The 15360-nt window shown below is 73.6% G+C and carries 12 protein-coding genes; 10 read left to right on the top strand and 2 right to left on the bottom strand.

From position 1 onward, the window contains the following. The first annotated feature begins 37 nt into the window (after nt 1-37). From ACWC9R_RS20210 to ACWC9R_RS20195, 4 genes are all read left to right on the top strand, one after another. The gene (locus ACWC9R_RS20210; protein WP_450733302.1) at nt 38-1573 is read left to right on the top strand and encodes an amino acid permease; all 1536 of its coding nucleotides are present in this window, start codon (nt 38-40) and stop codon (nt 1571-1573) included. Nucleotides 1574-1790: 217 nt separating this feature from the next. Further along, nucleotides 1791-2489, top strand: coding sequence for a helix-turn-helix transcriptional regulator (locus ACWC9R_RS20205; protein WP_393359906.1), 699 nt, complete (start codon nt 1791-1793; stop codon nt 2487-2489). 130 nt (nt 2490-2619) lie between these two features. Continuing rightward, on the top strand, nt 2620-3279 hold the full coding sequence (locus tag ACWC9R_RS20200) for a DUF4255 domain-containing protein (protein WP_450733300.1): 660 nt from the start codon (nt 2620-2622) through the stop codon (nt 3277-3279). Then, nucleotides 3276-5381: an ATP-binding protein gene (locus ACWC9R_RS20195; RefSeq protein ID WP_450733298.1), complete on the top strand. Its 2106-nt coding sequence runs from the start codon at nt 3276-3278 to the stop codon at nt 5379-5381. Before ACWC9R_RS20200 ends, ACWC9R_RS20195 begins: the two co-directional genes overlap by 4 nt. Nucleotides 5382-5430: 49 nt before the next feature. Here the strand turns inward: ACWC9R_RS20195 and ACWC9R_RS20190 are convergent, their stop codons facing one another. Beyond that, nucleotides 5431-6786 carry an RICIN domain-containing protein gene (locus ACWC9R_RS20190; protein WP_450733296.1) on the bottom strand — a complete coding sequence of 452 codons (1356 nt, stop codon included), beginning with the start codon at nt 6784-6786 and terminating at the stop codon, nt 5431-5433. Between the two features lie 311 nt (nt 6787-7097). Beyond that, nucleotides 7098-9848, bottom strand: a complete 2751-nt coding sequence (locus tag ACWC9R_RS20185) for a BTAD domain-containing putative transcriptional regulator (protein WP_450733295.1) — start codon at nt 9846-9848, stop codon at nt 7098-7100. A 519-nt stretch (nt 9849-10367) separates the two neighbouring features. On the opposite strand from ACWC9R_RS20185, the gene ACWC9R_RS20180 reads away from it, so the two are divergent. The 6 genes from ACWC9R_RS20180 to ACWC9R_RS20155 all read left to right on the top strand — a co-directional run bounded on the left by ACWC9R_RS20180 (nt 10368) and on the right by ACWC9R_RS20155 (nt 13742). Then, complete coding sequence (locus ACWC9R_RS20180) at nt 10368-10571, top strand: hypothetical protein (RefSeq protein WP_450733293.1); 204 nt, start codon at nt 10368-10370, stop codon at nt 10569-10571. Between the two features lie 127 nt (nt 10572-10698). After that, nucleotides 10699-10992: a hypothetical protein gene (locus ACWC9R_RS20175; RefSeq protein WP_450733291.1), complete on the top strand. Its 294-nt coding sequence runs from the start codon at nt 10699-10701 to the stop codon at nt 10990-10992. A gap of 73 nt (nt 10993-11065) precedes the next feature. After that, complete coding sequence (locus tag ACWC9R_RS20170) at nt 11066-12643, top strand: phage tail sheath subtilisin-like domain-containing protein (RefSeq protein ID WP_450733289.1); 1578 nt, start codon at nt 11066-11068, stop codon at nt 12641-12643. A gap of 87 nt (nt 12644-12730) precedes the next feature. Then, nucleotides 12731-13174, top strand: coding sequence for a phage tail protein (locus ACWC9R_RS20165; RefSeq protein ID WP_450733287.1), 444 nt, complete (start codon nt 12731-12733; stop codon nt 13172-13174). Beyond that, a complete protein-coding gene (locus tag ACWC9R_RS20160; RefSeq protein WP_362607038.1) occupies nt 13174-13587 on the top strand; it encodes a hypothetical protein in 414 nt (137 codons plus the stop codon). Before ACWC9R_RS20165 ends, ACWC9R_RS20160 begins: the two co-directional genes overlap by 1 nt. Then, a complete protein-coding gene (locus tag ACWC9R_RS20155; RefSeq protein ID WP_362607040.1) occupies nt 13584-13742 on the top strand; it encodes a DUF6760 family protein in 159 nt (52 codons plus the stop codon). Before ACWC9R_RS20160 ends, ACWC9R_RS20155 begins: the two co-directional genes overlap by 4 nt. Nucleotides 13743-15360: the final 1618 nt, after the last annotated feature.

The following is a 15360-nucleotide window of genomic DNA, read 5'->3' as shown; positions in this document are numbered from 1 at the left end:
CCGCATGTACCGCGCCACCAACAGGAGAGGCTCAGCCATGCCACTGGACATTCCAAGCGTCACGCAGACGGAGGAGGAGCGCCTGGCCGAACTCGGCATCGCGCAGACGTTGGACCGCTCGATGTCCGGGCGGCAGAACTTCGCCGTCTCGTTCACCATCATCAGCATCCTGTCCGGCTGCCTCACCATGTACGGCTTCGGTATGAACACCGGCGGCCCGGCCCTGATCATGTGGGGCTGGGTGCTCGTCGGTCTGATGACCCTGTTCGTCGGCCTGGCCATGGCCGAGGTCTGCTCCTCCTACCCGACCTCGGCCGGCCTCTACTTCTGGGCGCACAAGCTCGCCCCGCAGCGGTCCGCACCGGCCTGGGCCTGGTTCACCGGCTGGTTCAACACGCTGGGGCAGGTGGCCGTGACCGCCGGCATCGACTTCGGCGCCGCGTCCTTCCTCAACGCCTACCTGAACCTGCAGTTCGACTACGCGGCCACCCCCGCCCACACGATCACGCTGTTCGGGGTGATCCTGCTGCTGCACGCCGTGGTGAACACCTTCCGGGTGCGCGTGGTCGGCTTCTTCAACACCGTCTCGGTGTGGTGGCACCTGATCGGCGTCGTGGTGATCGTCGGGGCCCTGCTGGTCATCCCGGACAAGCACCGGTCCCCCGCCTTCGTCTTCACCGAGTTCGTCAACAACACCGGCTGGGGCTCCGCGGTCTATGTCGCGCTCATCGGGCTGCTGATGGCGCAGTACACCTTCACCGGCTATGACGCGTCCGCCCATATGACGGAGGAGACGAAGAACGCCTCGGTCGAGGGGCCCAAGGGGATCGTCCGCTCGATCGTGGTGTCCTGGGCGGCCGGGTTCGTGCTGCTCTTCGGCCTGACCTTCGCCATCCAGTCGTACAACGGCGCCCTGGAGTCGGGCACCGGTGTGCCGCCGGCGCAGATCTTCCTGGACGCGCTCGGCGCGACCACCGGCAAGCTGATGCTGCTGGTCATCATCGGCGCCCAGCTGTTCTGCGGCATGGCGTCGGTGACCGCGAACTCCCGCATGATCTACGCCTTCTCGCGCGACGGGGCGCTGCCGTTCTCCGCCGTCTGGCACAAGCTCCACCCGGGGACCCGCACCCCGACCAACGCCGTGTGGCTGGCCGCGGGCGGGGCGTTCGTGCTCGGTCTGCCGTACCTGTTCAACACGACCGCCTACGCCGCCGTCACCTCCATCGCGACGATCGGCCTCTACATCGCCTATGTGGTGCCCACCCTGCTGCGGCTGCGCCAAGGCGAGAACTTCCGGCGCGGCCCCTGGCACCTGGGGCGCTGGTCCCGGCCGGTCGGTCTGATCGCGGTCGGCTGGGTCGCGGTCATCACCGTGCTGTTCATGCTGCCCCAGCAGAGCCCGGTGACCCTGGAGACGTTCAACTACGCCCCGCTCGCCGTGGGTGTGGTGCTGGTCTTCGCCGGCACCTGGTGGCTCGTCTCCGCCCGCAAGTGGTTCCTCAACCCGCAGCACCCGCGGAGCAACCCGTCACGGACGCCGGCGCCGGAGCGGACGGCCTCCTCCTCGCGCTAGGCAAGCCCCTCCGGCCACGGGGTGACGCGTCCGTTCCCGACGGCGCGTCACCCCGGCTGCTTCCTCGCCTTCTTCGCGGTGTTTCCGGTGGTCATGCCGTCCTTCGCCCGGCTCCGGAACGGGTGCGCCACCGGCGTTGATTGCCCGGTAAACGTTTGTTGATTGCCTTCACGCACTCTGCGGCAGTCGGTAAACGGGGGCGAGACGAGGAACTCAAGTGCCGGATACACGTGTCACCGTGACGGTGCACGCCTCCGACCCGCTCAGTCGGGCCGGAGTCGTCAGTCATCTACAGCACCAGCCCGCGGTCGAGATCGTCCAGAACCAGACCGCGACGGCGGTCAGGGAGCGGACGGAACAGGCGGAGCGCGGAAGAGGGAAGGACGGCGGTGAGGCGGTCGGGACCGTGGCGATCATGCCCATCGACCGCTTCGACGAGATCACCGCGGCCGAGCTGAGACGGCTCGTACGGGGTGGTGAGCAGCGGGTGGTGCTGATCGCCCGGGACCTGCGCGAGCCGGAGCTGATGACGGTCGTCGAGTACGGCGTACGGGCCATCCTGTGGCGCCACCAGACCACCCCGCAGCGGCTGTTGCGGGCGGTGCAGAGCGCGGCGCGCGGTGAGGGCGACCTGCCGCCGGACCTGATCAGCACGCTGCTCACCCAGGTGGGGCAGCTGCGGCGGTCGGTGACGACATCCGCCCCCGTGGGGTTCGTCCCGACGCTCGGGATGGCGCCGCGCGAGGTCGATGTGCTGCGGCTGGTCGCCGAGGGGCTGGACACCCGGCAGATCTCCGAGAAGCTCGCCTACTCCGAACGCACCGTCAAGAACGTGCTGCACGCCCTGATGACGCGGCTGCAGTTGCACAACCGGGCGCACGCCGTCGCCTACGCGCTGCGGGAGGGCTACATCTGATGGGGACGGAAGCAGGCACGGTGACGGGTGCGGGCGCACGGACGGGTGCGCAGGCGACAACAGAGGGTGAAGCGGTGACGGAGATGGTCAGGGACATGCGGGCGGCAGGCCACCGGGCGGAGGCACAGGCATGATCCACGAAGTCGACGAGGCGATGCGGAGCGTGCTGCGCGGCGGGGTCCTGCCGGAGGGCTCCGGGGAGGTCGCGTTCGAGGCACCGACCCGGGACTGGGCGGCACGGCGCAACGCCCCCACGCTCAACGCCTATCTCTACGACATACGCGAGGAGGTCACCCGCCGCGAACGCGGGGCGATAGCCGAGCGGGACGCCACCGGTGTCGTCGTGCGCCGGCGGCAACCGCGGCGCTGGTTCCGGCTGTCCTACCTGGTCACGGCGTGGACCACCCGCCCGGAGGACGAGCACCGGCTGCTGTCCGCCGCGCTGGGGTGCCTGCTCTCGCACGAGGTGCTGCCGGCGGCCGCGCTGCCGGACGCGCTGCGCGCGCTGGAGGCGACCCTTCCGCTGACGGTCGCGGTGCCGCCCCCCGAGTCCCGCTCACTCGCCGACATCTGGTCCGCGCTCGGCGGTGAACTCAAGCCGTCCCTGGACGTGGTGCTCACCGTGCCGTTCCCGGTCACGCCGTCGTACGACGTGGCGCCGCCGGTCACCGAGGGCGCGGTCGCCATCGTGCGGGGAATCGACGGCGTCCCCGGCGACTCCGAGCCCCGGATGCTCCGGTCCACCCTGGGTGCCGCGCCGTCCACGACGGACAGCGGGGAGAAGCGGTGAGCGGCAACGAGACGCCCGGGCACGCCGGTGGCGCACTGCTCGCCCGGCTGGCGGGACTGCGCGCACGCGTCGCGGACCTGGTCGAACGGCGCAGCGCCGACGATCCGACGGCCTCGGACCCGCTGCGCGGCCTGTATGTGACCCCGGAGACGGCCAGACGGCTGGCCGCCCAGCCTCCGACGACGGGCACGAACGCGCCGTACCCGGAGGAGAGATCCGCGGACACGGCGTCCACCGGCGCGCCGGTGGAGGGGGCGGCGGCCGAGGGGGCGGCGGACTCCTCCGGAGCGCCGGACCGCGCGGCCGCGCTCGCCGCGCGGTTCCGGCTGTCGGCCCTGGACCTGCACATCCTCCTGGCCGCGCTCGCGCCCGACGTGGACCGGGGCTTCGAGCCGCTGTACGGCTACCTCAACGACGATGTCGGGCGGCGGCGGGCCACGGTCGCGCTGACGCTGGACCTGGCGGGCACCGGCCCGTACGCGCCCGCGGCCCGCGCCCGCTTCCACCCCGCCGCGCCGCTGCTGTCCGGCGGGCTGCTGGTCATCGAGGACGAGGACCGGCCGCTGCCGGGGCGGGCGCTGCGGGTCCCGGAGCGGGTGGTGGCGCATCTGCTGGGGGACGACGGCCTCGATCCCGAACTCAGCGGCGGAGAGGTGGAGTTGCTGTCGCCGGGCAAGGGTTCCGCGGGCGCGACGGGAAGCGACGCCCGCGCGGGGGGCGAGCCCTTCGCCGAGCGGCTCGCCGCGCTCGCGGCCGCGCGGCCGGTCGCCGTCCACCTGCGGGAACGCCGGCCGGGTACCGCCGCCGAGCCGGTGACCGAGGGCCTGCGGCGGGCCGGCCTGCCCGTCCTGCGCTACCGGCCGGAGGGCCGGCCCGAGGACGGCGCGGGCCTCCCGGGCGCGCTGCTGAGGGAGGCCCGGCTGCGGGGGGCCGCGGTCGTCGTGGGACCGCTGCCGGAGCGGCCCGAGGGGCTCGTCCGGGCGCTGGCGGGCGGGGACGTGCCGGTGGCCTTCTTCGGAAGCGAGCCGTACGACCCGGGCTGGGCACCGGATTCCGGGCTGTTCGCGCTGGACGCGCCGGACGGCGGGGCGGCGGCCGACGAGGTCTGGAGCGCCGAACTCGGCTCCGTGGACGCCGGTTTCGACCTCGGCGCGGCCGTGGCCCCGTACCGGCTGGGCGCCGCGCAGATCCGGCGGGCGGCCCGTGCGGCCACCGCCCTCGCCGCCTTCGACGGGACGCCGGTGACCGCCGCCCATGTCCAGCACAGCGCGCGCCAGCAGTCCGCGCCGCTGCTGGACCGGCACGCCCGGCGCGTGCGGCCCGCGGTCGGCTTCGAGGGGCTCGTCCTGCCGTCCGAACCGCTGTCGCTGCTGCACGAGCTGGTGCAGCGGGCGCGGCACCGCGAGAAGGTGCTGGGCGAGTGGCGGCTGCGCACCGGCGGTGGGCGCGGGCGGGGCGTGGTGGCGCTGTTCGCCGGGGAGTCCGGTACCGGAAAGACGCTCTCCGCCGAGGTGGTGGCGGGTGAACTGGGCCTGGACCTCTATGTGGTGGAGCTGTCCGCGGTGGTGGACAAGTACATCGGGGAGACCGAGAAGAACCTGGAGAAGATCTTCTCCGAGGCCGACCGCACGGACGCGGTGCTGCTCTTCGACGAGGCCGACGCCGTCTTCGGCAAGCGCTCGGAGGTCAAGAGCTCACACGACCGGTACGCGAACCTGGAGAGCGCGTACCTGCTCCAGCGGCTGGAGGCGTTCGACGGGATCGCCGTGCTGACCACCAACCTGCGGGCCAACATCGACGACGCGTTCACCCGGCGGCTGGACCTGGTGGTCGACTTCCCGTTCCCGGACGTCGAGCAGCGGATCGCCCTGTGGCGCTCCTGTCTGGCGGCCACCCCCTGCGCGCCGGACCTCGGACTCGACGTCTGCGCCAAGGAGTTCGAGCTGGCCGGCGGGGCGATCCGGTCGGCCGCGGTGACCGCGGGCTATCTCGCGGCGGGGCGCGGCGGGCCGGTGACGGCCGAGGACGTACGGGCCGGGGCGCGGCGCGAGTACCGCAAGATGGGGCGGCTGGTGCCGGACGCCTCGCCGTTGTGGGACTGAGGGTCCGGGTGCCGCCGGGGCCGGGCGGTGTGCCCGGCCCCGGCCCGGGTCACTGCCCTTCGGCGATCTTCCAGTCCTGCCGGTCGTAGGGCCCGTCGGCGCACTTGTAGGACACCGCGCCCTTGTCGTTCTGCATGTCGGTCAGACAATCGTCGTTGCTCACGTTGACGATGCGGGTGCGGCCGTCGCCCGTGTCCACCAGCCGCCACTTCTGATGGGGCGGCAGCTTGCCCGAGGCCAGCTGCTCCGCGTCGGCCGCCATCAGCTCGACCTCGTTCGTGTTCGGCTTCAGCTGGGCGACGCTGCCCGGGGAGCTGCCCGGCTCCAGGGAGACCGTGTTGTCCTCGGCGTAGTGGTGGATGATCCACCACTGGTTGCGGCCGAACTGGTCATCCGTCCAGGTGGCGCTCTGGCCGACCTGGGTGCCGTCCTCCTGGCCGCCCTGGTTGGCCTGGAGGTACCAGCCGCCGTTGGCGTTGGACCGGATGGTCTGCTGCTGCGGCGCCTCGGGCTCCCCGCCGCCGTCATCGGCGGGCGGCTCCGGCGCCGGCTCCTCGGGCTTCTCCTCGGGCTCCTTCTCCGGGGGCGGGGAAGGCGCCGGTTTGGACGGCTTCTCCTCCTTCGCCGGGAGCTTGTGGGACTGGCTGGCCTTCTCCCGCGCGCTGCTGGCCACCTTGGGCACGGCCCTGAACCACAGCGCCACGAAGGCCAGCGCCGCCACGAGCAGCAGTGACAGCAGCGCCATCACCCAGCGCGGCAGCACGGACGGCTGGAGGTAGGTGCCGCGCAGTTCGGTCGGCTCCGAGGTGCCGGCCCGCGTCACGGACACCGTGAAGGGGTGCTTGTGCTCGCCGCCGACCCAGCTCACCGCGCCGGGGCGGATGTTCAGGTCGACGAAACCGGCGCGGCCCGGCGCGATCTGCACCGAGGTCGGCTCGGGCTCGACGGTGAGGGCGTCGCCGTTCTCCCGGCCGGACAGGGAGACCGTCAGCGGCTGGTTGCCGAGGTTGTCGACGGCCGCCGACGCCTTGGCCCGCCAGCGGCCGCGTACGGTCAACGGCACCAGCTCACAACGGAGTTCGGTGAACGGCCCCACCGTGACCTGGCCCTCGACCACATCGCGGATCTCGGGGTGCTCGGCCGGCTCGACACGGATGCCGAAGGGCGTCGGACCGGCGGCGGCATCGGGCGTGCGCGGAGGCGCGAACTCGACCTGCGCCGTGCCCTCGGCCCCGGGATACAGCCGCAGCACGTCCGGCTCCACCCGTGTCCAGCCCGCTGCGGCGCCGACGGGCTGCAGCCGGTACTCCTCCACGGTGTCGCCCGTGTTGCGTACCCGCAGCCTTACCCTCGCGTCGGAACCGGGGTCGACGGTGATCGCGGCCGGTTCCAGTGAAGTCCACATGCTCACCAGGGCAGTCAACCGGCGACGGCGGTCCGGCGCAGCGTGCGTAAGGGCAGAGCCGGGGGCAGAGTGCGATGTCCTTACGGCTCTTCACACCCCGTGGCAGCCCCGTGCGGCCCCGGCGGCACCATGCGCACCGTCGCGGGCTCCCCCGGGCCGCTCACCCGGCGGCCCTGCGGCCACCGGCCAGGCTGCCCAGGCCGGTTCACACACCCGCCGACCAGGGACGGAGCTGCGCCCACGGCGGCCGGGACCACGCACCACGGTCACAGGAACGGGTCCGGAGCGGCGCACCGTGCCATACCCGCAGGCTAGGCCCGTGTACGCCGCCCGCGGTGGTACGAAAGTGCCGGGACGGGGGCATCGACTCCTGCCCGTCCGGCTGCCTCCGGAGGGCTCCGCGAACAGCCGGGCACCGTCCGCCGCCTCGGCCGCTCCCGCCTCCGCCCGGCCGGTTCGCGTGAGAGGAGCCGGGCCCGGGCCAGCGCCGCCCGGCACGGGTTCCGCTCATACCGGCACTGCCGCCACACCGGCCACGGAGGGGCCACCGCCCCGTGTGCCGCCTCGGATTCGCCCGGCGGTACCGGGCGCACCAGGACCGGCCGCAGGCCCTCCCGTGGCATGCGCACGGTCCGGCCGAACGTGTCGGTGCCGGGGCGCGGGCCGCCGAGCAGGCGCCGGGCGCGCGCCGCGGCCGCCTCGTCGCCGTGCCGCCGGGCGCTGTCCACGGCGTGGCGCACCAGCGGTTCGAGGGCGCGGTGGCGCGTGGTGCCGCGGAGCGCGTACGACCACGCGGTGAGGAGGTCCACGGCGGGGCCCAGCAGTCCGGGCGCCGTGTCCAGGGCCCGCCGCACGGTCGCGTACAGCCGGGTGTGCGTGTCCTGGAGCCATGCGCGCGCGGCGGCCGCGTCGGCGAGCGGTCGGCCCGGCACGTCCGGGTGGTGCGGCAGGGCTGGCGGGAGGTGTCGCGGTGCGCTCAGCCGCGCCGCGGTCAGGACGGTGGCCAGCAGGTGGCCGAAGTAGCGGCGCTGTGCCGCCTCCCGCTCCCCCGGGCCGTCATGGCGCTCGCCCAGCCGCCGGGCGAACAGCCCGACCAGCTCGTGGTAGCGGTAGCCGTCGTCGCCGTGCGGCTCGACCAGCCCGGCGTCCACCAGCGTCTCGACCGCCGCGTCCGCCGCGTCGTCGGTGGTGTCCAGCAGTGCGGCAGCGGCGGCCCGGCAGAAGGCCGGCAGGCCGCCGAGGGCGAGGGTCCGGAAGGCGTGCGCGAGGCCGGGGCCGAGCGCCTCGTAGCCGAGCCGGAAGGTGGCCTCCACGCCCAGGTCGCCCACCCGCAGCTCGGTCAGCCGCCGCTCCTCGCTCAGCCGGGCCACGAGGTCGGCCAGGGCCCACCCCGGCCGGGACGCCAGGCGGGCGGCGGCGATGCGCACGGCGAGCGGCAACCCGGCGCAGACCGCGATCAGTTCGCGGGCGGCGGCCGGCTCGGCGGCCACCCGCTCCGCTCCCGTGATCGCGCCGAGCAGCCCCAGCGCCTCCCCCTCGGCCATCACCTCCACATGCACACCGCCGGCACCGGGCAGGGCGAGCGTCCGCGCACGGCTGGTGACCAGGACCGCGCACCCCGGCGCCCCGGGCAGCAGCGGCCGCACCTGCGCGCCGTCGCGGGCGTTGTCGAGGAGGACGAGGACCCCGCGGCCGGCGAGCAGCGAGCGGTACAGGGCGGCCTTCTCCTCCAGTCCGTGCGGGACCGCGCTCTCCGCGACGCCGAGCGCGCGCAGGAAGTGGGTCAGTACGGCGCCGCTGTCGGCCGGGGCCGGGCCGGTGCCCCGCAGGTCCACGTACAGCTGCCCGTCGGGGAAGCGGTCCCGTACGGCGTGTGCGGCATGCACGGCCAGCGCCGTCTTGCCGACCCCGCCGAGCCCGCTGAGCGCGGCCACCACCGGCGCCCGTCCGCCCTCCGCCCCGCGCAGCGCGGACGTCAGCTGGGCCACGGCCTCCGTCCGCCCCGTGAAGTCGGCGATGTCGTGCGGCAGCTGGGCCGGGACGGGCGGTGGCGGGCCGGGGCAGGAGGGGTCCCGGGCGGGCCGGGACGGGGCGAGCCGGCGGTCACGGCTGTCGTGGCCCTCGCGGGTGTCGCGGCCGGGACCGGGAGCGGGCCGTGGGCCGGGGCCCGGGCCGTATCTGGAACCGGTGCCGGGCCCGGGTCTTGTGCCGGGCTGGGGCCGCGCGCCGGCCTCGGGTCCATGGCGCCCCGCACCCGCCCGCAACGCTTCGTACAGCGCGCGGAGTTCACGGCCCGGTTCGGTGCCGAGTTCGGTGTCGAGGGTACGGCGGGTGGCCGCGTACACCGCGAGGGCCTCGGCCCGGCGGCCCGCGCGGTGCAGGGCCAGCATCAGCAGCGCCTGGGCCCGTTCCCGCAGCGGGTGCTCGGTGGCGAAGGCGCGCAGCGCGGCGACCGGGTCCGCCATGGACCCGGCACGCCCGCCCGACTCCTCCACGCAGGCGAAGAGTTCCTCCTGGGCGGTGACGCGGAGTTCGGTGAGCCGGTCGCGCTGCCGCTGGGCATACGGGCCGGGCAGTCCGGCCAGGGCCACGCCCTCGGGGAGCGCCAGCGCCGCGCTCAGCTGCTCGTACGCGCCCGCGGTGTCGCCGGCGGCCCGTAGCCGGCCTGCCGCGACCAGCCGCTCCTCGAACGCGGCGGCGTCCAGTGTCCCGTCGGGCACCCGCAGGGCGTAGCCGCCGCCCGACGACACCAGCAGGCGTGCGGGCTGCCGGAGCCCGCGGTCCGGCTCCAACAGGACGCGGAGCCGCGAGACATAGGTCCGCAGGGTGCCCACCGCCCGTGGTGGCGGCTCCTCGTCCCACAGCGCGTCCACCAGCTGCGGTACGGACACCGGCCGGCCCGCGTGCAGCAGCAACATGGCCAGCACGGCGCGCTGTTGCGGCGGGCCGAGCTGCAGCGGACGGTCCCCCCGCCAGGCCCGCACCGGGCCGAGCACCTGAAACCGCAACCCGTCGCCCCGGTCCGGGGCGCTCGCCTCCGCCGGGCACGTCAAGTCGTCCATATCGCCCGCGTCGCCGTGCACCGCCAGCTCGCTCCCCTGCCCCTGTCGACCTACACGCCACCCCTTGGACCAGCACGGATGTACCGGCCTTACCAAACTAGCTCAGCCCTCTGACAGGGCAGGCCGGAAAATGACTGATAATGACCCAACGGCCAATCCCCCCTTTTTCTCCGGCCATTGGGGCTTCACACCGGTGCTCTTGTGTGCTGTACCGCTGGTTCACCGTGCGGGCTGACACTTTGCGGTGTTCGCCAGGGCAACCACACTGCCCCTTCGGCTCCCCTTCCGGCTCTGGCCACGTTTCGCGCTGCGGCCGAAAATCGGCGGTGGGGCGCCACCACCACGGCCCCCACGAACCTGCCGGACGCCGGAACGGGAGCCCTCGTGCGCACACACGAACGGCGGGGCGCGGAAGGGGAATTAGCCGCCCGCACCCGCGTCCCGCGGACCTGGCCACGCCCACATCCCGGCTCCGGCTCACGAGCACCGGCAGGTGCAGCGCAGCTTTTCGCGCTGGCCATGCGCATCGCGGCCGTCATCCTGCGCGACAGCCCCGACAGCCTCACGTACGAGACCGCCGCCGACCGCACCGGCGTGCTGCGTCAGGGCAAGCCCCCCGGCCCCTTCGATCTGTCCGGCCGAGCCGGGACCGGTCAGTCCTTCGGCAGCGTCGTCGGTGACAGGAACCGGACCTACGCGGAGCGGTCGGCGCCCCCGGCGTGACCGAACGGGCAGCCCGCTCTGCCCCCGACGGGGCCCGTTCGTCTCTACAGCCCGGCTCGCCCGTCGGCCAGGGTCGAGAGCGTAGGGAGCAGAAGCAGCAGCAGTGTGGTGGCGGGGGAGGAACATCGTGCGAGCACAGGACCGGCGGCCCGGCCCGGGAAGCGAGCGCGCGACGACGGCGCGCACCGTCCGTACGACGTCCTCTCCCCCCTCCGGCGCGGTGCGGCGGACAGCGGCCGGTGAGGCGGAGCGTCGCACCCCGGAGGCCGCCGCCGTCCCGCGGCGGGCCGTGGGCGACGCGGCGTTCCCGGCCGTCATGGCCGGTGCGGAGCGGCGTCGGCACGGGCCCGGCCGCGGACACACCCTGCACACCGGCACCTCCGCCCCTGCCTCGGCCGGGTCCGTCGGCGCCCGCGCGTAAGCCTTTCCTCCTCACCGCAGAGCACCAGAAACCACCGAACCGGCCAGTTCGCAATTCCAGGGAGTAACAGAACATGCCCAGCTACCTGTCCCCCGGCGTCTACGTCGAGGAAGTCGCCAGCGGATCGCGGCCCATCGAAGGGGTCGGGACGTCGGTGGCGGCCTTCGTGGGGCTCGCTCCCACCGGCCCGCTCAACGAGCCGACGCTGGTGACGAACTGGTCCCAGTACGTGGCCGCCTTCGGTGAGTTCACGGACGGGTACTACCTCGCGCACTCCGTGTACGGGTTCTTCAACAACGGCGGCACCGCCGCGTACGTGGTGCGGGTCGGCGGGTCCGACGACCGCGAGTCGCAGACCGCCGCGGCCCCCGAGGCGCCCAGGGCGCTGACGGCCGGGGAGCCCACCGCGCTCGGCGCCTTCAAGGTCTCGGCGATCGCGGCCGGTTCCACCGCCGGCGGGGCGCTCACCGTCGAGGTGCAGGACGTCGAGGGCGAGGGCAACTCCGACCGGTTCAAGCTGGCCGTCAAGGACGGCGACAAGGTCGTCGAGAGCTTCGACGTCAGCGCGAAGAAGAGCTCGCGGAACTACGTCGTCACGCAGGTCAAGCAGCGGTCCAAGACCATCGCCGTCGAGGAGGCCGCCCCGGCAGCGCAGCTGGCGAAGCCGGACGCCCAGCAGGTCACGCTGGCCCCGCCCACCGCGGCCCCCGCGGCGCCCGCCACGAACGGCGCGGTCGAGCGGATCGCCTCCGGCCAGTTCATCGGCGACTCCGCCGACCGCACCGGCTTCGGCGGTCTGGAGGCGCTCGACGAGGTCAACATGGTGGCCGTACCCGACCTGATGGCCGCCTACCAGCAGGGCCTGATCGACCTGGAGCAGGTCAAGGCCGTCCAGCTGGGCCTGATCGCGCACTGTGAGCTGATGGGTGACCGGATGGCGGTCCTCGACCCGCCGCCGGCGCTCAACGCACGCGACATCCGGAAGTGGCGCCAGGAGATCGCGGGCTACGACTCCCGCTACGCCGCGCTCTACTACCCGTGGATCAAGGCCTTCGACCCGGCCACCGGCCAGACCCGCACCGTCCCGCCGTCCGGGCACATGGCCGGTGTGTGGGCCCGTAACGACTCCGAGCGCGGCGTGCACAAGGCCCCCGCCAACGAGATCGTCCGCGGCGCCGTCGACCTGGAGCTGCAGATCACCCGCGGTGAGCAGGACCTGCTCAACCCGGTCGGCGTGAACTGCATCCGGGCCTTCCCCGGCCGCGGTATCCGGGTGTGGGGCGCGCGGACCATGGCCTCCGACCCGGCCTGGCGCTACCTGAACGTGCGGCGCTACTTCAACTACCTGGAGGAGTCGATTCTCATCGGCACCCAGTGGGTGGTGTTCGAGCCGAACGACGCGGCGCTGTGGGCCCGTATCCGGCGCAACATCTCGGCGTTCCTGGTGAACGAGTGGCGTTCCGGCGCCCTGTTCGGGCAGCGCCCCGAGGACGCGTTCTATGTGAAGTGTGACGCGGAGACCAACCCTCCGGAGTCCGTCGACGTGGGACGGGTCGTGTGCGAGATCGGTATCGCGCCGGTCAAGCCCGCCGAGTTCGTGGTCTTCCGGCTGGCCCAGTTCTCGGGCGGCGGCGGGGAGCTGGAGGAGTAGAAGCCACCACCGGGGCTTTTCCCCTCCGCTTCACCTGTCACCTCTCATCCGTCACGTTTTTCTTTCCCAGCACAGGAGTGAACCACCTTGTCCTTTCAGCCCGGTGACGCGATCGCCACACACAATTTCGGCCTGCAGATCGACGGCGTGATGGTCGAGTATCTGCAGGAGGTCAGCGGTCTGACCATGGAGCAGGACGTCATCGAGTACCAGCAGGTCTCGGCGGACGGAAAGCCCGTCGTGAAGAAGATGCCCGGCACGAAGAAGGCCGGCGAGTGCACCGTGACCCGCGGTATGACGGAGAGCAGCTCGTTCAGCGAGTGGATCAACAAGTCCATTGCGGGCGACATGGGTTCGGCCCGTAAGAACGCCACCATCATGATGATGGATTACCAGAACAACCCGGTGAAGCGTTACAACATGCGCAACGCCTGGTGCAGCAAGGTGGAGACCAGCGGAGTCAAGGCGGGCGACGCCGCCGCGCTGACCGAGCAGGTCACCATCGTCTTCGAAGAGCTGGTCATCGAATAATGCGGCGCGACGGCCCGGCGGGGACGCAACAGCAACGTGAGCCCCTGCGGACGGAATTCGAGTTCGAGTTGCCCCGCGGATTCGTGGACGAGTCCGGGGCCGTCCACCGGAACGGCGCGATGCGGCTGGCGACGGCACGGGACGAACTGATCCCGCTGCGGGATGTGCGGGTGCGCGAGAACCCGGCATATCTGTCGGTGGTGCTGCTGGGCCGGGTCATCACCCGGCTCGGCACGCTCGCCTCCGTGCACGACGGAACGGTGGAGAACATGTTCGCCTCCGATCTGGCCTTTCTCCAGGACTTCTACCGGCAGATCAACGCGGAGGGGCACACGCGCGCCGCGGTGTCCTGTCCGCACTGCGAGGAGTCCTTCGAAGTGGAACTGGCCGGGAGCCGCCTGGGGGAATCGTGACGTACGCGACCGGGCGTATCGAGGAGGAAGTCGCCTATCTCGCCTACCACTTCCACTGGGGCGTGGACGACATCCTCGATCTCGAACATGCCGACCGGCGCGCGTACGTGTCACAGATCGCCGCCCTGGTGGAGCGGGCTGAAGGGAAGCAGTGACGGAGGATGGGGTTGTTCAGGTGGCGGCGGGGGGCGCGGGATGCCCGGAGCGCACAGCGTGCGCAGCAGGGGCCTGAGGCCGGGGCGACCGCGGGTGCGGATGCCGGGAGCGCGGACGGTGGTGGCGACGGCGGCTGGTCCGCCGTGCCCCCCATCCAGCGGGTCCTGGCGGCGCCCCGCACCGTCGCGGAAGCCGGCTTCGCCGCGTCGCTGAGCGCACACCACAACCCGTCCCTCGGCGGGGAACTGGGGCACGACGTGCAGGCCACCGCCCCCGGCGGTGTACTGCGCGACGCCCTGGTCCCCGTCACCGGCCGCCCCGTCGACCTGGGGCTGCCGGTCCTGCGGCTTCCGGTCGCGGACCGGGCGCAGGAGCCGACGGCCAAGGACCCGGCGGCGGGGTTCGGGAGTGCTGCCACGGCGGGTGCGGGTCCGGGTTCGGGTCCGGGGCGACGGGCGAGTACGGGCCGGAGCCCCGGTGGGCGGGCCGATCGTTCCGGCGGGACCGGGGCGCGGATGACGGCTCAGCGTGCGGTGCGGGCGGAGACCCGGGGGGCGGCGCAGGCCGAGTCCCGGGGGGCGGATCGTGCGGCGTCGAGGGATGCGGCGCGGGCCGAGTCCCGAGGTGCGGCGCGGGCGGAAGCTCAGGGTGCCGGCCGGGCTGAGGCTCAGGGTGCGGGCCGGGCTGAGGCTCAGGGTGCGGATCGCGTGGATCGTGCGGCGTCCCAGGGTGGGGCGCGGGCTGAGAGTCCTCGTGCGGTTCGTGGCGAGAGCCGCCGTGCGGCACGTGCAGAGGGCCGCCGGGGTACGGCGGCCGGCGAGGCGGCCCGGGGTGGGGCAGGTAGCGAATCCCGGGGTGCGGCCGTGCAGCGGGCGGTGGGGCTGGGGGCGCCGCGCACCTCGACGGCCGCCGCGCGTACTCCTCGTCCGTCGGATTCGGGGGGCGCGAGGTCGTCCGCGAACCCGGGGAACGAGGCGCCGGGCGCCGTCTCGGGTGCGCCGTCGGCCAAGTCGGCGCGTACGCCTCGGGTTGCCCCGACGGCCGGTTCGTCGGTCTCGCCGAGCATCACTTCCTCTGCTGTCCCCCCGTCCGGCAATCCGTCGGCCGGGGCGTCCGGCACGCCGTCGGTCACGCCGTCGGTCACACCGTCGGCCGCGACTTCAGGCGCCGCGCCTTCGGGTGCCGCGCGTGGTGGTCGGCCGGGGCCCGTGGTGGCCAAGTCGGCTTCCGGGGGCGGCGGTACGGCAGCCAGGAGTGCGGGTGGCACGGACGTGCCCCGTGCCGGGGCCGTGCCCGGTGCTATGGGCGTCCCGGGTGCCGAGGCCGTGCCTGGCGGTGGCGGCGAGACCGCTCGCTCCGCGTCGCGCGGAGCGGCGCCCGCCGGCCTGCCCGTGGCCATGCCCGTGCGGAGGCCGGCCGGCGCACGGTCCCCGCTCACCTCGGCGGAGAGGGTCCCGATGCCGCCGCGCCGGCTGCGGCCTGCCACCGCGTCGCGACCGGCGAGCGGCGGCACCGCCCCCTCGCCCGCTGACGCGCCCGTGCAGCGCACCGAGGCACCCGCGTCTACAACAGCAGCAGCGACGCCCATGGCTCCGCACGCGGCGCCCCCGGTCTCTG

This window comes from Streptomyces sp. NPDC001219, from assembly GCF_053597915.1.
The sequence above is the reverse complement of the archived record's forward strand: the minus strand, read 5'-3'. Positions and strand labels throughout refer to the sequence as shown.